The following is a 20560-nucleotide window of genomic DNA, read 5'->3' as shown; positions in this document are numbered from 1 at the left end:
ATTACTCCTGCCTGCGGCCGCTGGCGATGCGGGTGATCACCAGCGCCACCAGGATCAGCGCGCCATTGATGAACTTCAGTGAGTCGGCGCTGACGCCGCCGTAGGACAGCAGCTTCTGGATCAGCGTCAGGATCAGGATGCCGAAGAACGCGCCGAGCACCGATCCGCGCCCGCCATTGAGCGATACGCCGCCGATGACGCACGCCGCGAACACCTGGAAGATCATTCCGTCGCCCTGGCTGACCTGCACACTGGCGAACTGACCGGAGTAGATGAGCCCGCCGATCGCGGCCAGCCCACCGGCGATGACGAGCACGGTGAGAACCACCGTGTCGGTGCGGATTCCGGCCGCGCGCGCGGCGGGCTCATTGCCGCCGACCGCGTACAGCGCGCGTCCTGCCGTCGTATAGGTCAGTACGAAGTACCCGAGCGCGAACAGCGCCAGGCACACCAGTACATCCACCGGAATCCCGAGCACCCTGGTGTTGCCCAGCCAGTCGATGGAGTCCGGAATCTTGGTGAGGGTGAACCCGCCGGTGAGGAAGGTCAGCAGCCCGCGCAGCGCGATGAGCATGGCCAGCGTGACAATGAACCCGTTGAGGCCGAACCGCACGATCAGCACGCCATTGACCGCGCCCACCGCCAGCCCGACCAGCAACGCCATCGGAATCGCCATCCACGGCGAAGCCCAGGTGAAGGCACCGACTTTCGCGGTACCCATGGTCGCCCAGATGGCGACGCCGGGTGCGAGCCCGAACGTGGATTCCAGCGACAGATCCATGCGCCCGACCACCAGCACCAGCACTTCGGCCAGTACCAGCAGGGAAATCCCGCTCATGGTGGTGAGCACATTGGTGAGGTTGGTCAGCGACACGAAGTTGTGATTGATGAAGTAGCCGACCACCAGCACCAGCAGAATCGGCGGCACCAGCAGAAAGTCGCGCAGCGCACCCCACCGCACCGACGCCGGCCCGCGCCCCGGCCGCACCGCGGCGGAACCGTCGGTCACGGCCGGTGCCTCCGACGATGCGTCTGCCTGCGATGGCGCGGCGTGCGATGTCTCGGTGTGCGAAGCCTCTGCGTGCGATGCCGCTGTCTGCGAAGCCTCGGTCTGCGATGTTTCGACGTGCGAGGTCTCCGCCCGCGATGGTTGCGTGTGCGAGGTCTCGGCGGAACTGGTCATGACAGTCCTTCCATGGCCGCGACGAGTTCGCGTTCGTCCCAGCCTTTTTCGTAATCCCCGGCGTGGCGGCCCTGCCGCAGCACCAGCACCCGGTCGCAGTCGCGCAGATCGTCGAGTTCGTCCGAGACCACCAGCACCGCGGTGCCGCGCGCGGCGGTATCGCGCAGGACGGCGCGCAGGGTGTCCTTGGAGCGGATATCGACTCCTGCGGTCGGGGTGATCAGCACCAGCACGGCCGGATCGGTGGCCAGCGCCCGGGCGAAGACGACCTTCTGCTGATTGCCGCCGGACAGCTCGGCCACGCTCTGGTCGGGACTGTCGGCCTTGATATCGAGATCGCGAATGGCCGTGCCCGCGAGCCTGTTCCGGGCGTGACCCGACAGCAGACCGAAACGACCGAGCTGCCGCGGGACAGTCAGCGTGGCATTGTCGCCGATGCTCATGTCGAGGATCAGGCCCTGATCGTGCCGATCGCGGGGCACGAATCCGATGCCCGCCCGCAACGCTGCCGCGACACCGCTGCGGCGCAGGGCTTTTCCGTCCACACAGACCGAACCGGCGCTCGCCTTGCGCAGTCCGACGATGGTCTCCGCCACCTCGGTGCGCCCGCTGCTGCCACCGCCGGCCAGGCCGACGATCTCCCCGGGTCGCACGCTGAATCCGATATCGGCGAATTCGCCGGTGCGGGTGAGCCCCTCGATCTCTAGTGTCGGGGTTGCTCCGAGTTGTGTTGCGGGCCGGGTCACCTCGGCCTCGAGCTGCGCGCCATCGCCCGTCATCGCCGCGATCAGTTCGGGCTTGCTCAGCTCGGCGGCGGGCGCGGTGATCACGTGCCGGGCATCGCGGAACACCGTGATGTCCTGGCAGATCTCATAGGTCTCGTCGAGATGGTGGGAGATGAACAGGAATGTCACGCCCTGCGCCTGCAGATCGGCGATGCGAGCGAACAGCCGCTTGATGGCCGAACTGTCCAACTGCGCGGTCGGTTCATCGAGAATGATGAACCGCGCGCCGTACGACAGCGAGCGCGCGATCTCCACCAGCTGGCGATGCTCCACCGATAGATCGCGCGCCAGCGTGTCCACCGCCACCGGCACCTGCCACGTGTCGAGCAGCTCGCGCGCGCGGCCACGCAGCGTGCGCCAGTGCACGATTCGCCCGCCGAAGCCCTGCCGGCCCAGGAAGAGGTTCTCCGCCACCGACAGGTCCGGAATGATGGTCGAGTGCTGATACACGCACGCCACCCGGGCCCGCCACCCGTCACGGTCGGCGGGCGCGGGCGCCGGCTCGCCCTGGAAGCGCACCTCCCCCTCATCGGGAGCTGCGAGTCCGGTCAGGATGGACACCAGCGTGGATTTGCCCGCGCCATTACGCCCGACCAGCGCGTGCGTGCGGCCCGGAGCTACCGCGAGCCGGACGCGCTGCAGGGCGACATTGCGGCCGAAACACTTGGTCACGCCGATCGCCTCGGCGATCGGAACCTGCACGGCAGCAATCGAATCGGCGGCCGCCGCGGGCGAGTCCGTCGGCTCGGGGAGTATCTGACCGCTCATCAGCCGCCGTGTCCCCACAGTCCGGGCGCGGTCGGCGGCAGCGTGTCCAGCTCGCCTACCTTGCCGCCGGTGCGGGTGACCACCGGTGCGGGCAGCTGATCCTCGAGCATTCCGCCGACGCCGGTGTCGATGATGGTGGAGCCGTGATCGGTCGGTCCCGGCGCGAACTTCTTGCCGTCGATCGCGGCCTTGGCGTATACCGTGGCGTACTGCGCGTAGAGATCGGCGGGCTGGGAGATGGTGGCATCGATATCGCCGGCGGTGATGGCATCCAGCTCGGCTTTGATGCCGTCATTGGAGACGATCGTAATGTGGCCCGGCTGACCGGCTTTCACCAGTTTGCCGCTGCGCTTGAGCAGAGCGAGGGTGGGCTGCAGGAACACGCCGCCCGCCTGCATGTAGATGCCATTGATATCGGGATCGGTGAGCAGCTTGTCCTGCAGGCCCGAGACCGCGCGATCACCCTGCCAGTCGGTGGGGATCTCGATCACCTTGATGCCGGGATAGCGGGTCGACATGCACTGGGCGAACGCCTCGGAGCGGTCGCGGCCGTTGATCGAGCTCAGATCGCCCTGGAACTCCACCACCTTGCCCGCGCCCTTGAGCGTTTCACCGAGATAGATACAGGATTTGGTGCCGTAGGCGCGATTGTCGGCGCGCACCACCATGTACGCGCCGCCGCTGTCGGGGCGGGTGTCCACGCTGATCACCGGCACATGTTTGGCGGTGGCCGCCGTGATCGCGGGTTTCACCGCGGCAGTGTCCTGCGGCGCGATGATGAGGGCCTTCACCTCCTTCGACAGCAGGGTGTCGACATTGGCTTTCAGCCGATCGGAGTCATTGTCGGAGGAGGTGTTGTCCAGCTTGACGCCGACCGCGGCGGCCTTGGGGCCGAGGTATCCGGCGTAGGCGCTCCAGAAGTCGGAGTCCGAGCGCGGCTGATCCGCCCCGACCAGCACGCCGTTGTCCGCGCCCGCGCCGACACTGGCGGCCGGGCCGCTGGAGGTGGTGCCGGTGGATTCGCGCGAGCACGCACCGGCGGCCACTAGTAGGAGGACGCCGCAGGCCACGGCGAGGAATCTGGATGTGCGCGGCGGCGGGGCGGATTTCATGAGTTCTCGTACTCCTTCGTCGAGAGTGCCTCGGCCAATGGGGGATTGGTGGGTTCGGTGCGCCAGATTGCGCCGGTCGGATAGGTGTAGGCGGCCAGGGTCCGCGGTAGCATCTCGGCGCTGAAACCCGGTGCACGCGGGGCCCGGTAGCGGCCTCGGGAGACCACGACCGGATCGCGGAAATGCTCGTGCAGATGGTCGACGTATTCGATGGCCCGGCCGGTCATGGTGCCGGACACCGCGATGTAGTCGATCATCGCGAGATGCTGGACCAGTTCGCACAGCCCGACCCCGCCGGCATGCGGCACCACCGGGACGCCGAACTTGGCCGCCAGCAACAGGATTGCGAGATTCTCGTTGACGCCGCCCACGCGGGCGGCGTCGATCTGCAGGATGTCGACCGCGCCGGCCTGCAGGAGCTGTTTGAACAGGATCCGGTTCTGCCCGTGCTCGCCGGTGGAGATCGGCACCGGCCGCACCCGGCGGCGGATCTCGGCGTGGCCGAGGATGTCGTCGGGGCTGGTCGGTTCCTCGACCCAGGCCAGTCCGGCGGGTGCGAGCGCATCGATCCACTCGACCGCGCGGTCGACGTCCCAGCGTTGATTGGCGTCCACGGCCAGCCCGATATCGGGACCGATCGCGGCCCTGGCTATTCCGACCCGGCGCACGTCCTCGTCGAGATCGCGGCCGACCTTGATCTTGATCGTGCCGAATCCGTCGGCCACCGCGCGGCGGGCCAGCCGGGTCAGCTTCGCGTCGGAGTAGCCGAGCCAGCCCGCGGAGGTGGTGTAGGCGGGATATCCGGTGGCGAGCAGCTTTCCGGTGCGCTCGGCCCGGCCGGGTGCGGCGGCGCGCAGGATGTCCAGGGCCTCGCCGGGCGTGAGCGCATCGGTGAGGTAGCGGAAGTCGACCAGGTCCACGAGCTGTTCCGGTTCCAGCTCGGAGACCAACTGCCACACCGGTTTTCCGGCGTACTTGGCCGCCAGATCCCAGGCGGCATTGATCACCGCACCCGCCGCCATATGAACGACACCCTTCTCCGGGCCCAGCCAGCGCAGCTGCGAATCGTCGGTGAGAGTGCGGGCGAAGCCGCCGAGATCGGCGATGATCCCGGCGACCGGCCGCCCGACCACCAGATGTTCGAGCGCCCGAATGGCCGCCTGCTGCACCTCATTGCCGCGGCCGATGGTGAAGGCGAACCCGTGACCGGTCGGGCCGTCCGGGTCGTCGGTGCGCAGGATGACATAGGCCGCCGAGTAATCCGGATCCGGATTCATTGCATCCGAGCCGTCCAATTCGCGTGACGTCGGGAACCGGACGTCGAGCGTGTCCAGCTGCGTGATGTGTGGCATCGGCTGCGCCCCCGTCGTGAAGAGTGATATGGGTCACGACTATACATCGGATGTCTACGGTGGCAAGGGGTGGCGAGGAATCGGTGAAAGTCGGGCTTTCAGTGCGTAATCCACTATCCGGACCGCGGGACGATGCTACGGTCGGTGCGGTTAAACATCGGAGCTATCGCACGGGAGTGGATCGACATGTCGCCGCAGACACTCGACGGAACAGCCGCCATCGTCACCGGTGGAGCCTCCGGCATCGGGCGGGCCGTCGCCGAAACCCTAGGGGCCGCAGGCGCACAGGTCACCGTCCTCGATCTGGAGCCGCCGCCGCACGGCCGGTTCCTGCACTGCGATGTCACCGACGACACCGAAGTGCGCAGCGCGGTCGCCGCGGCGGCCGTGGCCATGGGCGGTCTGGACATCGTCGTGAACTGCGCGGGCATCGGCGCCCAGGGCACCATCGCCGATCACACCGACGCCGAATGGCGAAAGGTGTTCGAGGTCAATGTCTTCGGCCTGGTGCGGGTCAGCCGGGCAGCGCTGCCCCACCTGCGCCGTTCGTCCGCCGCGGCCATTGTGAACATCTGCTCGATCGCCGCCACCACGGGCCTGCCCGAGCGCGCGGTCTACAGTGCCAGCAAAGGGGCGGTGCTCGCGCTCACCCGCGCGATGGCCGCCGATCACCTGAGTGAAGGCATTCGCGTGAACTGTGTGAATCCCGGCACCGTCGACACCCCGTGGGTGCAACGACTGCTCGCCGCGGCCGCCGATCCGGACGCGGAACTGGCTGCGCTGCAAGCCCGTCAGCCACACGGTCGGCTGGTCAGCGCCGCCGAGGTGGCCGCCGCCGTCACCTATCTGGCCTCGCCCGCCGCCGCCTCCACCACCGGCACCATGCTGGAAGTGGACGCGGGCATGCACTCGCTGCGGCTGCGCGCACCCGTGGTGGCGCCTCGATGACCGCCCGCCGCATGCCGCGCCCGCGCGAGCTCGCACCGCTGATCAAATTCGAACGCCCGTTTCCCGGGCGCGAACGCAAACTGCAACGCGCCCAGACGATCTGGGATCTGCGGGAGCTGGCCCGCAAGCGCACCCCGAAAGTGGCCTTCGACTACACCGATGGCGCCGCCGATGCCGAGATCAGCCTGAACCGGGCGCGGCAAGCCTTCACGGACCTCGAGTTTCGCCCCGCCATCCTGCGCGACGTCTCCAAAACCGACACCGCCACCACGGTTCTCGGCGCCGGGGTCATGCTGCCCTTCGGTATCGCCCCCACCGGATTCACCCGCATGATGCACGCCGCGGGCGAACTGGCCGGCGCGCGGGCCGCCGAACGCGCGGGCATCCCGTTCACCTTGTCCACCATGGGCACCACCGCCATCGAGGACCTGGCCGCCGCCACCGGCCCGGCCGCGCGGAACTGGTTCCAGCTCTACATGTGGACCGACCGTGACCGATCCCTGGCGCTGGTCGAGCGCGCCGCGCGTGCCGGATTCGAGACCCTCGTGGTCACCGTCGACGTGCCGGTAGCGGGAAACCGGTTGCGCGATGCCCGCAATGGCATGACGGTCCCGCCGTCCATTACCGCCGCCGGCGCGCTCGATGCCCTGCGCCGCCCCTGGTGGTGGTGGGACTTCCTGACCACCGAACCCCTGGCCTTCGCCTCGCTCGACCGCTGGTCGGGCACCGTCGCCGAACTCCTCGACGCCATGTTCGACCCGACCGTCGGCTTCGGCGATCTGTCCTGGATCCGCGACCGCTGGCCCGGAAAGGTATTGGTGAAGGGCGTTCAGACGGTCGAGGACGCCAAGCGCCTGGCCGACCTCGGCGTGGACGGCATCGTCTTGTCCAATCACGGTGGCCGCCAACTGGATCGCGCCCCAGTCCCACTGCACCTGCTCCCGGACGTGGCGCGCGCAGTCGGCAAGGACCTGGAAATCCACCTCGACACCGGCATCATGCACGGCGCCGATATCGCCGCCGCCCTGGCCCTGGGCGCCGACTTCACGTTGATCGGCCGCGCCTACCTCTACGGCCTGATGGCAGGCGGAGAAGCGGGAGTCGACCGCGCCATAGAAATCCTGCGCACCCAACTCCTGCGCACCATGAAACTGCTCGGCGTCACCTCCATCGCCGAACTCGAACCGCGGCACGTCCGGCTACTCGGCCGCGGCTAGGTCCCGGTGATGATCGGCGGCAGTGCCAGCCGGAAGATCTTCAGCCACACCGAACCGATCTGCCGGCTCAGTGGACCGGTGTTGTAGGGCAGGCCGTATTCCGCGCAGAGCGCACGCACCTCGGGCGCGATCTCCTGGTACCGGTTGGCCGGGAGATCGGGGAACAGATGGTGCTCGATCTGATGGGACAGATTGCCGGAAAGAATGTGGAACAGCTTGCTGCCGGTGATATTCGAGGATCCGAGCATCTGCCGCACGTACCACTGGCCGCGCGTCTCGTTCGCGGTCTCCTCCTCGGTGAAAGTCTGCACCCCGGAAGGGAAGTGACCACAGAAGATGATCGAGTACGCCCAGATATTGCGGACGATATTGGCGGTGGCATTCCCCGCCAGGGTGGGCAGGAAGAGCGGGCCGGTCAGCAATGGGAACGCCAGATAATCCTTGACCACCTGGCGACCGGCCTTGCGCCACTGGCCGGTGAGCAGCCGTTTGAGATCGGGCCACCGGCGCTTGCCCTGCACGATGTTCTCGACCTCCAGGTCGTGCAGCATCACACCCCACTCGACCAGCATCATCAGCAGGAACGCGTACAGCGGGTTGCCCAGGTAGTACGGATTCCACTGCTGCCCAGGGTCGATGCGCAGGAAGCCGTAGCCGAGATCGCGGTCGCGCCCGCGGATATTGGTGAAGGTGTGGTGGATGTAGTTGTGCGAGTGCTTCCACTGATCGGCCGGGCACACCAGATCCCATTCGAAGACCCGCGAGTTCAGACCGGGTTCGCGCATCCAATCCCACTGGCCGTGCATGACATTGTGGCCGATCTCCATATTGTCCAAGATCTTGGACAGGCTCAGCGCGGTCACTCCCGCCAGCCAGCACGGCGGCAGTAGCCCGAGATACATCAGGCCCCGCCCCGCGACCTCGAAACTGCGCTGCGCCTTGATGATCGAGTAGATGTAGTCGCGATCCCGTTGGCCCAGATCGGCGGTGATACGGGCACGCAGCCCGTCCAGCTGCCGGCCGATCTCTTCGATCTGCGCCGGGCTCAGGGTCAACGGGCCGTCCGTGGACGCGACGAGTGTGGACATAGTGGTCGCCTGACTTTCGGATATCGATGATCGATGCCGATATCGCCGGCCGCGACACTGGTGCCCAGCTGAATCGTCACAGGACGAGAGGATTCCCCAGTCTACCGCCGTCGTCCGGTGCGGTAGGCTCGAAGTGTCAGCGACGTATGTCTACGCTGTAGGTCCAGTCGAGGCTGCCAACTGGCCGATCACGAATGCCCAACTACCGATAGGCGGCAAGACAATGGCAGTGAAAACGCCCTACGAGCGTCGAGTGATCCGTGTCCGAGACGCGGTGCGGGAAAACTCGAAGCTGGATGAGAAGGCCGCGACGGAACTCGCCGTCCAGGTGCTGCGCGCACTCGACACGATCCCCGAGACGATCCGCTGAGTTCCAGCCGTCGCTAGGCGGGTTGCTCAGTGACAGCGGCATATTCGGCCGAGCTGAGCAACTTGCCCAGGGCGGTCGGCTGCACCGCGAACAGCCAGCCCTCCCCGTATGGATCCGTTCCGATGAGCGCCGGGTCCTCGACGACCGCGGCATTGATGATCGTGACCCGGCCGGTCACCGGCGCATAGAGATCGGAGACGGCCTTGGTGGATTCGACCTCACCACAGGTCTCACCGGCCATGACCGTCGACCCGACCGCCGGCAGTTCGACATGAACCAGATCGCCGAGCGCCGCGACGGCGACCGCCGTGAGCCCGATTCGGACCGGATGATCCGGCAGCGCCGAACCCGGCTCCAGCGCCACCCACTCGTGCTCATCGGAGTAGCTGCGATCGTAGGGCAATGCGGCAGCGGACAGTGCGGCAGCGGCGGTACGCGGTTCGGGCATGAGGTGACTCCCTGTTCGACAGCGTCCGGCAGGCGCCGGACATCGGCATGGTCACCTCCCCGCTCTGTCCTGTGACCTGAGAGTTTGGGCGCACCCGCGAGTGCGCTGTTCACCTTCGGTAAGGATCGGCCGGAACCGATGCCTTTCTCCAGAGTTGCCTCGGCACTGCGGTATTGGGCCTGAGAGATTCCCGGGGAGGGTGTTGCTCCTACGGCGTCTCCGAAGAGACTCTCCCGCTGCGCGTCGACGGCGATCTTCAATTGTGGGCGATCTTCAATGTGTTTGGAACAGTACAGGAAGCAGTAGATGTGAGGCGTACTTCTCACCGGTATACAAGGTCAGGCTGCCCGCGTAGATATCGGCCGGCCGATCATCCGGGTCGTCGTGGAGGAAGAGGCCGGAGCCGGTGAACGGGATCTGCAGGTCCGTCCGGACTTCGGTGACGGCGCCGGGGTAGATGTAGTCGTGGGCCTGGACATCGAGCGTGAGCGTGTAACCGGCGGGCAGTTGCAGATTGGTCGGCAGGATTTCGATATCCAGCTCGTACACGGTGCCGGGGCTGAGTGGTTCGGCATGGTCATGCGGGTGGACAGGCAGATACGGCCGTGACCGCTCCGGGTCCAGGGCGCGATGCGAAGCGCGCAACCAGCCCTGGGCGATGGGCACATTCGGATCGTTGGCGCCGCGGTAGACGATCTCCTTGCCATCGGGTGTGAAGGCGCGCACCACGAGGAACAGGTCCGCATCGGTGGTGGACGATGCGATGAACAGCTTGGCCGCGACCGGTCCCGCGAACTCCAGGTCGACCGGGGCGAGGTAACTGAAGGAGACTCGGCCTTCCTTGCCCATGTAGGTCACCGATGCGCCGTCGGCCGGCTCCGAGCTCAGCGAACCATCGCGCGCGTCGAGATACAAACGGGTCCAGTCGGTTTCGGGCAGTGGCCAGTCCGCTCCGGTGCGCTCGCCGACGTGGCCATCCGCGTGCCGAGTCCGCAGATGCACGCGGGGCTGTTCGGTCCAGCCGGTGTCCTCGCCTTTCAGGAAGTGCCCGAAGAACCGCCTCTGCAGGTCCAAGCCATAACGGGCATAGAAGAGCGATAGGTGGTCGTCATCATGTATAGCGAGCCATTTGTCCTGCGACGCAGCCAGTTCGAAGCCCCGCGTGTTGCCGCGCAGATGCAGTCCCATGCCGCCCCAGTTTCCCGCGGATAACAGCGGCACCGTGATTCGGGACCAGTCGGGTGTGTTGTCGTGGTAATAGTCATCCAGGAAAGGATGATCTCTGACCACCCGCCCGAGGTCCACGCGGCGCTGCGCCAGCTCGTCCTCGGTCAACGTCTCGTCGCCACAGACGAGCAGCCCCGTATGAGGGTTGCGGTCGCCCTTGGCGCCGATGCCGTACTGCGAGCCCGAAACCGTTCGCTCATACCAGGAGTCGGTGAAGGTCGACAGGATGCCGCCGTGGTAGGTGGCATCGCGGTAGCGGTCGGCTGCGCCCTCCCAGACGCACAGTGCGCTCAGATGTGGCGGTTGCGCCGCGGCGACCGGCCATTGGGCCATGGCGAAATAGGAGATGCCGTTGAGCCCGATTCGGCCATTGCTCCACGGCTGCACCGCGGCCCATTCGATCGACTCGTACAGGTCCCGGGTCTCGTGCCGGGAGAAGGGATCCAGGAAACCCGGGGACCGACCGGCGCCTCGGGAATCCACTCGTACGCACACATATCCGTCCGGTACCCATTGCTCGGGATCTGCCAGCTCGAAAACCTGGTACCTGCCGCTGGAGCCCTCGAGTATCTCCGGATGGGCGGCGACCATCTCCTGCCACTGTGCGGGCCAGGACTGCTGGAACGGCTTGCCCTTACCGTAGGGGCCGTACGCGAGAATGACGGGGTAGGCGCCTTCCGCCGTGGGGCGAAAGACATCGGCGCGCAGAATGTTTCCGTCGTCGGTTTCGATGGGGACGTCCCATTCGATGGTCATATCGCCGATCACATCGACACGGAATGTGCCTGGGGTTGTCGGATCGTTCATGGTCGGTGTCCTCTGGTGGCTGGTGAATAGCAGCGATGGTCGAAAATGGCTCAGGGAAGGGTGACGATGACCTTCGCGGCCGATACGCCCTTGCGCTGGATGTCCATGGCCGACTGGATGTCCGCGATGCCGTGTCCGGCGACGAAGGGTTTCGGCACGGCGAGATAGCGGCCGTCGGCGAGGGCTGCCGGGAGGAAGTCGCGGTAGATCGCGGTGCCGACGTCGTTCGCCTTGAGGGTCGTGCCGAAGATGTACTTGGTGCGGATACCGTGCAGTCTCGATGAGAACTGCAGTGCCACATTCGAAGTGATGAGTCGCAGGATGAGGCGGGGGACCGCGAATCGGCTGCGGTCGGGGTCGGCCAAGTGGTCGAAGGAGACCGGCGGCGTGGCGAGGGCGACGAACCTGTTGCCTCGGCATGCGCCGGCGATTTGCACACACGATCGGGCGGAGGTGGGGCCGAAGGCAATGGCGCCCGCCAGCTTGCGGCCTTCGAATGCGGCGGTGACCTCCGCGACGACCGCCGAGCCGTTGTAGTCGTAGACAGCGCTTGCGCCAAGGGATTTCACGTAGTCGAAGTTGTGTGGTGAGGCGGTTGCGATGACTTCGTATCCGGCGGCGACGGCCAGTTGGATGGCGTTCGAGCCGACGCTCGTCGAGCCACCCCACACCAGGAGCGTTTCCCCGGTGGGGGTGGTGTTCGCCGTCGGATGCCGCAATCCCAGCTGGTCGGTTTGGAACAGCCCACAGGCCGCGGTCGAGACAGCGAGGGGGAGTGCGGCGGCGTCTTCGAAGGGCAGGGTGTCGGGGATCGGTGCGGTCATCCGCTCCAAAACGACTGTGTAGAGCTGGAATCCGCCCTCGGCGGGGCTGTTGCTGTCCTTGTCGGTGCCGACCGCGTGGGCGAGCACCCGGTCGCCGACGCGGAAACGGGTGACGGCACTCCCGATCTCGACCACCTCGCCGGCAATGTCGGCGCCCAGCACGGCCGGATAGCGCAGCCAGCGGTAGGCGAGGCTGCCTGCGATCTGGATGATCCAGTCGAGCGGGTTGATGGCTACAGCGTGGTTGCGGACCACGATCTGGTCCGCTGCGGGCGGGGTGTAGGGCGCGGGACCCACTTCCAGCTGGGCTTTTTCGGCGTTGATCCAGGCGGCGGCATTGGTCGGCATTGGACGGCTCCTCGGAATCGAGTGATTGCACTTGGTGCAATCACGAGTGTCGCATGTGATTACACCAAGTGCAATGCCGTATCTTGGCCGCATGGCACGTTGGGAACCGGACACCGAGAGACGGCTGCAGCAGGCAGCCATGGAGCTGTTCGCGGAACGCGGATACGCCGCGGTGACGATCGCCGAGATCGCCGAGCGCGCCGGCCTGACCAAGCGCACATTCTTCAACTACTTCACCGATAAACGGGAAGTGCTCTTCGCCGGAGCGCAGGCCTTCGAAGCCGGCGTCGTCGGCCATCTGACCGACAGCGACGCGAACCTCGCCCCCATCGAGGTCGCCATCGCCGCGCTGACGCGGGCCGGTCAGGAATTGGCGGGCTACAGCGAATTCGCCGCTGCCCGGCAGCAACTCATCGCGTCCTCATCCGAACTGCAGGAACGCGATCTGAACAAAATGACCGCACTGGCCGCGGCCATTGCCGAGAGTTTGGGCCGGCGCGGCGTCCCGGCCCGTATCGCCACCCTGGCCGCGCAGGCGGCGGTGGCCGTCTTCACCGCGGCTTACGCCGCCTGGGTCGAAGACGCCACCGCAGACCTGCATGTCTTGATGCAGCAATCGCTCGCCGATCTGCGCCGAGCCGTCGGCGCGCCTTCGTAATTCGGCCCCCTGCGCCGAATCGGGGTCAGCGTTGCCCGTGCAGGGCGTAGGCGAGTTCGGCTAGCTGGCCGAGGGTACGGTCGAGCTGGGGGTAGCCCTGTTCGACCAGCACCTTGGTGACATTGGTGGTGATCAGCGGGCCGGTGAAGGCGACGCTGGCGGTGACGGTGGTCCCGCTCTCCGAGCCCTGCAGCTGGTAGGCCAGGTCGCATTGGACACCGGCTCTTCCCTTGCCGCGCAACACGACTCGGGTCGGCTCCTCTAGTTTCTTGACGGTCCACTCGACTTCTTCGGACATGCCGTGCACCAGCACCTCGGAGACGAGGGTGGAGCCTTCGACCAGCGTTTGCGGTGGGCGGCCGACGAACTCGCGGTGGATGCCCAGCCAGTACTCCCACGTGGGTGGGGCGACGATGGTGCGGAACAACGCCTCGGGGGTGCCGGGGACGTCTTTGCTGAGGTGTATCGCTCCCAAGAGAACTGATCCTCCGAAATAAGCAGGCGCGGTTAATGAATGGATGATCGATCCAGAAAACCGACAGCCTCTGCCTTCATTCCCCCCGCGCCGGCGAGAACGATCTTGACATACGGGAAATCAGAGCACAACAGCAGCGTAAATTCACTTGAACTGCGACTTTGCAAATGAAATCGCATTCGCAAGCGCTCCGCCGCTTACATCGTAGTCCGCGCGAATCACGGTGCGGTCGAGGGCCATATGCCTATCGGGACGATCGTGGTCGCGCGGCCTCGGTCGTCCAGGACGCGCCCGAGGCGCTTGACATGGCTCAGTGCCAAGGCGACATCGAGGATTTCGACGTCGGGGACGCGTTCGGCGAGGGCGGCCTGCAGGCGGTTGATATCGGCGACCGAACGCAGCCAGACGGAGATCAGCATATTGGGGCGGCCACCGGTGACCGCGCAGCAGAGGCGGGTTTCCGGGAGGGTGGCGAGTTGCCTGGCGATGGCGTCGAGGCGTTCGGGGCGCACCCGGCACCAGAGCGAAGCGCTGACCGGCCAGCCCGAGAGTGATTGCGCCACTTCGCAACGCATGGTCACCTGACCACTCGACAGGGCGGTGCCGAGACGGCGGCGCATGGTGCTGGCGCTGCCGCCGGTGCGCTCGGCGAGTTCGGTGGAACTCGCGCGGCCGTCGAGCTCGAGCGCGGTCAGGAAGTCGGTATCGGGGCGGGGGACAGGCGTCGTGCCGTGGGCGGTCCGGGGGACGAAGGCGTGAATGCGTTCCTGCTGGGCGGCATCGAGGACACGCAACTGCCAGCGGCTGCCCTCGGTGAGGACCGAGGTCACGACATGCGTGCGGCAACTCTGCACGCCGGGCGTGGTGCCCAGCGAGGTCAGCACGTAGGACGACAACTCGGCCAGGTCGTGCAGGACGACCGTCAGCAGCAGATCACCCTCTCCGGTGATGTGTTCGATGGTGCCGACACCGGGTTCGGCGCAGAGTCGCTGCGCGACCCGGTGCGCTTCGCCTGCGGCGCAACCCACTTCGATGAAGGCCAGCACCAGGGACGCGAGCGAGGCCGGCCCCGGGTAGACCGCGATCCAGGCGCGGCCGTCGGCCTGCAGCTGATTCCAGCGCCGGGCCACGGTGGCCGGGTCGATGCCGAGCACACTGCCGAGCAGGCTCCAGGACGCGCGCGGATCGATCTGCAGGCCGTTGATCAGTTTCAGCTCCAGATCATCGATTTCGAGCGGATGCTGCATCCTTCTCCAAGTTCTGACTGATATGTGCAGCGATGGCTGTCTGATTGCCACGGCAATCTAACATCCGAATCGGGCCGTTCGCTCGTCTGCCCGAAAGGCGATCTGGTCACTGCCGCAAGGAAAGAGGAGAACCCTGATGTCGGTTCGCGATGACGCACAGGAGCTACAGGGCGAGCTGGTCACCTTGCGGCGGAGTCTGCACCTGGAACCGGAGCTGGGTCTCACCCTGCCCTTGACCCAGGAGAAGGTCCTGACCGCCATCGACGGACTGGGCCTGGAGATCAGCCTCGGCTCATCGCTGTCCTCGGTGACCGCGGTGCTGCGCGGGGCCCGGCCGGGTCCGTCGGTGCTACTACGCGGGGATATGGACGCGCTACCGGTGGCCGAGCGCAGCGGCCTGGACTTCGCCGCACACGGTGATCGGATGCACGCCTGCGGCCACGATATGCACACCAGCATGCTGGCCGGTGCGGCCCGGCTGCTGAGCGCGCACCGCGACCGGCTCGCCGGCGATGTGGTGTTCATGTTCCAGCCGGGGGAGGAGGGCTACGACGGTGCGCGGCACATGATCGGCGAGGGCGTGCTCGACGCCGCGGGCGACCGGGTGATCGCCGCCTACGCGCTGCACGTCATGAGCATGGCCCCGACCGGGCTGTTCAGCACCCGCCGCGGACCCTGCCTCGCGGCCTCCGACAATGTGCGGGTCATGGTGCGCGGTGCGGGCGGGCACGGTTCCATGCCGCATCTGGCCAAGGACCCCATCCCCGCCGCCTGCGAAATGGTCGTCGCACTACAGACTCTGGTGACGCGCGGCTTCGACATCCACGATCCGGTGGTGATCACCGTGGGATCCATCCACGGCGGCACCACCCACAATGTCATCCCCGACGAGGTCCACTTCGAGGCGACCGTGCGCTCGTATTCGGCTGTGGCGCATGCCCGCATCAAGGACGGCATCGTGCGCCTGGTGCGCGGTCTGGCCGAGGCGCACGGGCTGACCGCCGACATCGACTACGAGGAGCTGTATCCGGTCACGGTGAACGATGCGCGCGAGGCCGAGTTCGCCGCGGCCACCGTCGCCGAACTGCACGGCGCGGAGCGCTACCGGTGGGCGCCGAACCCGATCGCCGGTTCCGAGGACTTCTCCCGTGTGCTCGACGAGGTCCCGGGCGTCATGCTCCTGCTGGGCGCGGCGCCGGCCGGATCGGAACCCGAACGCGCACCGGCGAATCACTCACCGCACGCGGTATTCGACGAGTCGGTACTGGCCGACGGTGCGGCGTTGTACGCCGAACTGGCGATGCGGCGCCTCGCGGTGGAGCAGGACCATCCCTCCGAGGTGGCGTAGCGCGGCACGGCGGAACTCTCGAAAACGACTGGGGGTCACGGCGTTCGGTCAGTTCTCGCGATAGCCGAGATCGGTCGAGATTCGTCCCGCCGCCTGCCGCACCACCGGGATCAGGCCGCGCATGCGCTCGGCCGGCATATAGGGCGTGGTCGCCGAAACGCTGATGGCGCCCACTATATTTCGTGAGGCATCGCGGATCGGGGCCGCGACGCAGCGGATGCCCGGCTCGTTGTCCTCCAGATCCAGGCTCGCGCCGATCCGGCTGTACTCCGTCATGCGGGCGAGGAATTCCGTTGCGTCGCCGCCCTTTCCATCGGCGGCCCGCGCATTGTCGGCCGCGAACAGCGCCGCCCAGCGCGGGGCGGAATCCAGCAGCAGGGCCTTGCCCACGCCCGCGCGCGTGAGCGGCATGCGATAGCCGACGCGGGATCGCATTTCCGCGCCCCGGGACCCGGACAGCTTGTCGAGGTAAAGGACCGATCCGTCGTCCTCGACCGCCAAGTGGACCGTATCGAGCACCTTCGCCGACAGCTCCTCGAGGATCGGCCGGGCCACCACCGGCAGCGGATTACCGTGCAGCGCCTTGAATCCGAGCTCGATGAGCGCCGGGCCCAGCGTGTAGCCGCGATGACCGCTGCGCAGATAACCCTCGTGCACGAGCAGCTGGATCAGCCGATGCGCGGTACTGCGGCCCAGACCGGTGCGTTCCACCACCGCCCGCAGATCGTGCGCGCCATCGGCGACGGCACGGATCACCGCCAGCCCGCGGGCCAGCGTCTGGGTACCGGGGGGAATGTCGGTCGGAGAGGCGGTCACCACCCGAGTGTCCCAGATATAGGGAACACGTTAGTAATTTTGGGATGCCCCGAACATAGTGGTGGCGTGACTCAGCACCCGGCCCCGGAACCGTGCCTGATAGCGCTCGACTGGGGTACGTCCTCGCAACGGGCCTGGCTGCTCGGCGCCGACGGCCGCGTACTCGAGGCTCGCCGGTCCGGCGCCGGACTGCTCAGCACCTCGGCCGGTATCGACCTGACCGATTCCGCCGCACGGGCGCGCGGCCACGAAGCGGCCTTCCTGGCGCTGGTCGGCGACTGGCTGCGAGCGCACCCCGGCCTGCCCGCGATCGCCTGCGGCATGGTGGGCAGCGCGCGCGGCTGGCAGGAAGCCGAATATCGCACCGTGCCGAGCCCGCTGACCTTCCGTGCCGACGACCTCACACCCGTGCGTCACCGAGAAGGCGTGCTGCACTTGGTACCCGGACTGCGGGTCGCCCAGGATCCCGCCCGCATGCTCCCCGGCGATGTGCTGCGTGGCGAGGAGACCCAGGCCATCGGCATCCTCGCGCAGCTGCCCGATCCGGCTGCCACACAAACCCTCGTGCTGCCCGGGACGCACAGCAAATGGCTGCGCATCCACGACCGCGAGGTCACCGGCTTCACCACGGCCATGTCCGGCGAGCTGTACGCGCTCGTCACCGAACACGGCATCCTCGCCCACACCGCTACCGCGCCGGAACATGATGACACGGCCTTCGCCCGCGGGTTGGCCGCGAGCTCGGCGCCGGCGGCACGCGGGCTCGCCGCCGAGCTCTTCGGTGCGCGGGTACTGGTTCTCGCGGGAGCGCTCGCATCGTCCGCGCTACCGGATTACGTGTCCGGCGTGATCATCGGCGACGAGGTGTGCCGGTTGCTGCCGCACTATCGCGAGCCGGGGCGAATCACCCTGTGCGGCAATGCGGAGTTGTGCCGGCGGTATGCTGCCGCACTCGTGCGGCACGATATCGACGCCGAGATCGTCGGTGAAGATGCTGCCGCACAAGGACTCTGGACGATCGCCCGCACCGCCGGTCTGGTCGGAGCGACGCAATGAATGCTCGGTGCACTGGACAATCGGTGCACTCGACACGGGCACAGCAATCATGAAGGAGCACGCCATGACCGACACCGCGACCACCTCCTCCGGGCTGGTGGCCATCCTGCGCGGCATCACACCCGACGAGGTCGCCGCGATCGGAACCGTACTGGCGGAAGAGGGTTTCGGCGCCGTCGAGGTGCCGCTGAACTCACCGCAGCCCTTCCACTCCATCGAGCGATTGGCCGCCGCCATCGGCGAGGTCTGCGTCGTCGGCGCCGGTACGGTCCTGAACGCCGACGATGTCGCCCGGGCGCACACCGCCGGGGCCCGCATCATCGTGTCGCCCGATACCCATATCGAGGTCATCACCGCGGCGATCGAACGCGGCCTGCGCCCGTACCCCGGGGTGGCGACACCGACCGAGGCCTTCGCCGCCATTCGCGCCGGTGCTCGTAGTCTCAAGTTGTTCCCGTCCCATCTGCTGGGGATCACCGGCATGCGGGCCCTGCGCGCGGTGTTACCGGCCGAGGTCGAGCTGCTGCCGGTCGGGGGCATCGATGAGGACAATATCGGCGCGTGGGCCGCCGCTGGCGCGGGCGGGGCCGGCGTCGGCACCAGCGTGTACCGCCCCGGCGACAGCGCCGACGCCGTCCGCGCGCGGGCCCGGAAGCTCTGCGCCGCTTGGTCATCCGTCACGGCCTGACCCCCGTATTCATCGCCGGGCGCCGTCGCGGCCAGCCGTACAGGAGGAATCAGTGAAGATCACGTCCGTCAAGACCTTTCCCGTCCCGCCGCGCTGGCTGTTCCTGCGCATCGAGACCGACACCGGCCTCGTCGGCTGGGGCGAACCGGTGCTCGAGGGACGCGCGGCCACCGTGGCGGCCGCCGTCGAGGAGCTGTCCGACTACCTGATCGGGCAGGATCCGATGCGGATCGAGGACTTGTGGACGGTGCTGTACCGCGGCGGCTTCTACCGCGGCGGCGGCATTCACATGAGCGCCCTGGCCGGCATCGACCAGGCGCTGTGGGACATCAAGGGCAAGAGCTTCGGCGTGCCCGTGCACGAACTGCTCGGCGGCCGCGTGCGCGACCGTATGAAGGTGTACTCCTGGATCGGCGGCGACCGCCCCGCCGATACCGCGAAGGCGGCCCGCGAGGTGGTCGACCGCGGCTTCACGGCCGTGAAGATGAACGGCACCGATGAACTGCAGTACCTGGATTCCTTCGACAAGATCGACCGCTGCGTGCAGAACGTCGCGGCGGTGCGGGACGCGGTCGGGCCGGATATCGGGATCGGCGTGGACTTCCACGGTCGCGTACACAAGCCGATGGCGAAAGTGCTACTGCGGGAACTGGAACCGTACCGGCTGATGTTCGTCGAGGAACCGGTGCTCTCCGAACATGTGGACAGCTGCCTGGATGTGCTGCGCCAGAGCCCGATTCCCATCGCACTCGGCGAAAGGCTGTTCTCGCGCTGGGATTTCAAGGACATCATCACCTCGGGCGCGGTCGACATCATCCAGCCCGACCCCTCCCATGCCGGCGGTATCACCGAAACCCGCAAGATCGCCCACATGGCCGAGGCCTACGACATCGGACTCGCGCTGCACTGCCCACTCGGGCCGATCGCCCTCGCCACCTGCCTGCAGATCGACGCCGGCTGCTACAACGCCACCATCCAGGAACAGAGCCTGGGCATCCACTACAACACCAGCAACGACCTGCTCGACTACCTCGTCGATCCGAGCGTGTTCACCTACGCCGACGGCCAGGTCGCGATTCCGTCCGGACCCGGCCTCGGCATCGAGATCAACGAGGAGTACCTGGCGGAACGCGCCGCCGAGGGCCATCGCTGGCGCAATCCGATCTGGCGGCACGCCGACGGCTCGTTCGCGGAGTGGTGACCGGAGCAATCATTGTTCGTCGGGCACGGCGAAAAGGCGGATTGCCATGGGGCGGGCGCCGTCCGGGGCATCGGTGCGCAGTGGGTGGCCGTACTTCTCCAGTAGTGCCATGTACTCGTCCATGAAGGCGAGCAGCTCCTCATGGGTCATATAGGTGCCGTGCCGCTGCACCTGCGCCCAGCCGTCGGGCCCGGTCCACTCCTGGTTGGCGCGGACGTATCGGTCGATATCGGCGTTGATCTTCAGTTCGGCGAGTTGTTTCGCGGCGGCGTATTCCTCGGGCTGCATGCTGGCCGGATCCGGCATGGTGTGGCTGAACGGTATTGCCCGCCACCACCTTTCGCGGCCCTGTGACTTCTCCGGGATCTCCTCGATGAGCTTGGACTCGGCGAGCTTGCGCAGGTGGTAGCTGGTCGTGCCGGTGCTCTCGCCGAGGAGACCGGCCAATGTCGTCGAGTTCGCTTCGGCATTCGCGCCCAGATGCTGCAGGATCCGCCCCCGCAGGGGATGGGCCAGCGTCCGGTACAGCGCTGTGCGTTCGACGCTGGTCTGAGGCTCGACGGCGCGTTTAGACATGTGCCCCACATTAGCAGA

General features: G+C 67.0%; 20 protein-coding genes and 1 riboswitch. Of the genes, 8 read left to right on the top strand and 12 right to left on the bottom strand.

Annotated features, from left to right (window positions below):
- Window position 1: 1 nt before the first annotated feature.
- The 4 genes from ACIP5Y_RS28165 to ACIP5Y_RS28150 all read right to left on the bottom strand — a co-directional run bounded on the left by ACIP5Y_RS28165 (window position 2) and on the right by ACIP5Y_RS28150 (window position 5200).
- Window positions 2-1009, bottom strand: a complete 1008-nt coding sequence (locus ACIP5Y_RS28165) for an ABC transporter permease (RefSeq protein ID WP_400354488.1) — start codon at window positions 1007-1009, stop codon at window positions 2-4.
- Between the two features lie 170 nt (window positions 1010-1179).
- The gene (locus tag ACIP5Y_RS28160) at window positions 1180-2736 is read right to left on the bottom strand and encodes a sugar ABC transporter ATP-binding protein (RefSeq protein WP_400354486.1); all 1557 of its coding nucleotides are present in this window, start codon (window positions 2734-2736) and stop codon (window positions 1180-1182) included.
- The gene (locus ACIP5Y_RS28155; protein ID WP_400354484.1) at window positions 2736-3848 is read right to left on the bottom strand and encodes a sugar ABC transporter substrate-binding protein; all 1113 of its coding nucleotides are present in this window, start codon (window positions 3846-3848) and stop codon (window positions 2736-2738) included. Before ACIP5Y_RS28155 ends, ACIP5Y_RS28160 begins: the two co-directional genes overlap by 1 nt.
- A complete protein-coding gene (locus ACIP5Y_RS28150) occupies window positions 3845-5200 on the bottom strand; it encodes an enolase C-terminal domain-like protein (protein ID WP_400354482.1) in 1356 nt (451 codons plus the stop codon). The genes ACIP5Y_RS28155 and ACIP5Y_RS28150 overlap by 4 nt, the downstream gene beginning before the upstream one ends.
- 186 nt (window positions 5201-5386) lie before the next feature.
- Here ACIP5Y_RS28150 and ACIP5Y_RS28145 point away from each other — a divergent pair, with 186 nt between their 5' ends.
- Both ACIP5Y_RS28145 and ACIP5Y_RS28140 read left to right on the top strand, forming a co-directional pair.
- Entirely contained in the window at window positions 5387-6148 is a 762-nt protein-coding gene (locus ACIP5Y_RS28145) for an SDR family NAD(P)-dependent oxidoreductase (RefSeq protein ID WP_400354480.1), read from the top strand.
- Window positions 6145-7365: an alpha-hydroxy acid oxidase gene (locus ACIP5Y_RS28140; RefSeq protein WP_400354478.1), complete on the top strand. Its 1221-nt coding sequence runs from the start codon at window positions 6145-6147 to the stop codon at window positions 7363-7365. Before ACIP5Y_RS28145 ends, ACIP5Y_RS28140 begins: the two co-directional genes overlap by 4 nt.
- Here the strand turns inward: ACIP5Y_RS28140 and ACIP5Y_RS28135 are convergent.
- Window positions 7362-8453, bottom strand: coding sequence for a fatty acid desaturase family protein (locus tag ACIP5Y_RS28135; RefSeq protein WP_400354476.1), 1092 nt, complete (start codon window positions 8451-8453; stop codon window positions 7362-7364). The two genes, ACIP5Y_RS28140 and ACIP5Y_RS28135, sit on opposite strands and share 4 nt — an antisense overlap.
- Before the next feature lie 223 nt (window positions 8454-8676).
- Between ACIP5Y_RS28135 and ACIP5Y_RS28130 the strand changes: the two genes are divergently transcribed.
- Window positions 8677-8823: a DUF6307 family protein gene (locus ACIP5Y_RS28130; protein ID WP_400354475.1), complete on the top strand. Its 147-nt coding sequence runs from the start codon at window positions 8677-8679 to the stop codon at window positions 8821-8823.
- A 13-nt stretch (window positions 8824-8836) separates the two neighbouring features.
- Here the strand turns inward: ACIP5Y_RS28130 and gcvH are convergent, their stop codons facing one another.
- From gcvH to ACIP5Y_RS28115, 3 genes are all read right to left on the bottom strand, one after another.
- Window positions 8837-9271 carry a glycine cleavage system protein GcvH gene (gene gcvH, locus ACIP5Y_RS28125; protein WP_400354473.1) on the bottom strand — a complete coding sequence of 145 codons (435 nt, stop codon included), beginning with the start codon at window positions 9269-9271 and terminating at the stop codon, window positions 8837-8839.
- Window positions 9272-9429: 158 nt separating this feature from the next.
- Window positions 9430-9517: riboswitch (glycine riboswitch) on the bottom strand.
- A 27-nt stretch (window positions 9518-9544) separates the two neighbouring features.
- On the bottom strand, window positions 9545-11305 hold the full coding sequence (locus ACIP5Y_RS28120) for a CocE/NonD family hydrolase (protein WP_400354472.1): 1761 nt from the start codon (window positions 11303-11305) through the stop codon (window positions 9545-9547).
- A gap of 50 nt (window positions 11306-11355) precedes the next feature.
- Window positions 11356-12477, bottom strand: a complete 1122-nt coding sequence (locus ACIP5Y_RS28115) for a zinc-binding alcohol dehydrogenase family protein (protein ID WP_400354470.1) — start codon at window positions 12475-12477, stop codon at window positions 11356-11358.
- A 91-nt stretch (window positions 12478-12568) separates the two neighbouring features.
- Between ACIP5Y_RS28115 and ACIP5Y_RS28110 the strand changes: the two genes are divergently transcribed.
- Entirely contained in the window at window positions 12569-13135 is a 567-nt protein-coding gene (locus tag ACIP5Y_RS28110; RefSeq protein WP_400354468.1) for a TetR/AcrR family transcriptional regulator, read from the top strand.
- A gap of 25 nt (window positions 13136-13160) precedes the next feature.
- On the opposite strand, the gene ACIP5Y_RS28105 is transcribed toward ACIP5Y_RS28110, so the two are convergent.
- Both ACIP5Y_RS28105 and ACIP5Y_RS28100 read right to left on the bottom strand, forming a co-directional pair.
- Window positions 13161-13610 (bottom strand): SRPBCC family protein, encoded by a 450-nt coding sequence (locus tag ACIP5Y_RS28105; RefSeq protein WP_400354467.1) that lies wholly within the window; start codon window positions 13608-13610, stop codon window positions 13161-13163.
- Between the two features lie 218 nt (window positions 13611-13828).
- The gene (locus ACIP5Y_RS28100; RefSeq protein WP_400354465.1) at window positions 13829-14857 is read right to left on the bottom strand and encodes an Lrp/AsnC family transcriptional regulator; all 1029 of its coding nucleotides are present in this window, start codon (window positions 14855-14857) and stop codon (window positions 13829-13831) included.
- 136 nt (window positions 14858-14993) lie between these two features.
- On the opposite strand from ACIP5Y_RS28100, the gene ACIP5Y_RS28095 reads away from it, so the two are divergent.
- On the top strand, window positions 14994-16205 hold the full coding sequence (locus ACIP5Y_RS28095; protein WP_400354463.1) for a M20 family metallopeptidase: 1212 nt from the start codon (window positions 14994-14996) through the stop codon (window positions 16203-16205).
- A gap of 48 nt (window positions 16206-16253) precedes the next feature.
- On the opposite strand, the gene ACIP5Y_RS28090 is transcribed toward ACIP5Y_RS28095, so the two are convergent.
- Window positions 16254-17021, bottom strand: coding sequence for an IclR family transcriptional regulator (locus tag ACIP5Y_RS28090; protein WP_400354461.1), 768 nt, complete (start codon window positions 17019-17021; stop codon window positions 16254-16256).
- A 66-nt stretch (window positions 17022-17087) separates the two neighbouring features.
- On the opposite strand from ACIP5Y_RS28090, the gene ACIP5Y_RS28085 reads away from it, so the two are divergent.
- From ACIP5Y_RS28085 to dgoD, 3 genes are all read left to right on the top strand, one after another.
- A complete protein-coding gene (locus ACIP5Y_RS28085) occupies window positions 17088-18077 on the top strand; it encodes a 2-dehydro-3-deoxygalactonokinase (RefSeq protein ID WP_400354459.1) in 990 nt (329 codons plus the stop codon).
- A 64-nt stretch (window positions 18078-18141) separates the two neighbouring features.
- The gene (locus ACIP5Y_RS28080; RefSeq protein WP_400354457.1) at window positions 18142-18765 is read left to right on the top strand and encodes a 2-dehydro-3-deoxy-6-phosphogalactonate aldolase; all 624 of its coding nucleotides are present in this window, start codon (window positions 18142-18144) and stop codon (window positions 18763-18765) included.
- 52 nt (window positions 18766-18817) lie between these two features.
- A complete protein-coding gene (dgoD, locus tag ACIP5Y_RS28075) occupies window positions 18818-19966 on the top strand; it encodes a galactonate dehydratase (RefSeq protein WP_400354455.1) in 1149 nt (382 codons plus the stop codon).
- A 9-nt stretch (window positions 19967-19975) separates the two neighbouring features.
- Here dgoD and ACIP5Y_RS28070 read toward each other — a convergent pair whose 3' ends face one another.
- Window positions 19976-20542 carry an ArsR/SmtB family transcription factor gene (locus tag ACIP5Y_RS28070; RefSeq protein ID WP_400354453.1) on the bottom strand — a complete coding sequence of 189 codons (567 nt, stop codon included), beginning with the start codon at window positions 20540-20542 and terminating at the stop codon, window positions 19976-19978.
- Window positions 20543-20560 lie beyond the last annotated feature (18 nt).

The organism is Nocardia sp. NPDC088792 (genome assembly GCF_044750615.1).
In the GTDB taxonomy this organism is placed as follows: domain Bacteria; phylum Actinomycetota; class Actinomycetes; order Mycobacteriales; family Mycobacteriaceae; genus Nocardia.
The sequence above is the reverse complement of the archived record's forward strand: the minus strand, read 5'-3'. Positions and strand labels throughout refer to the sequence as shown.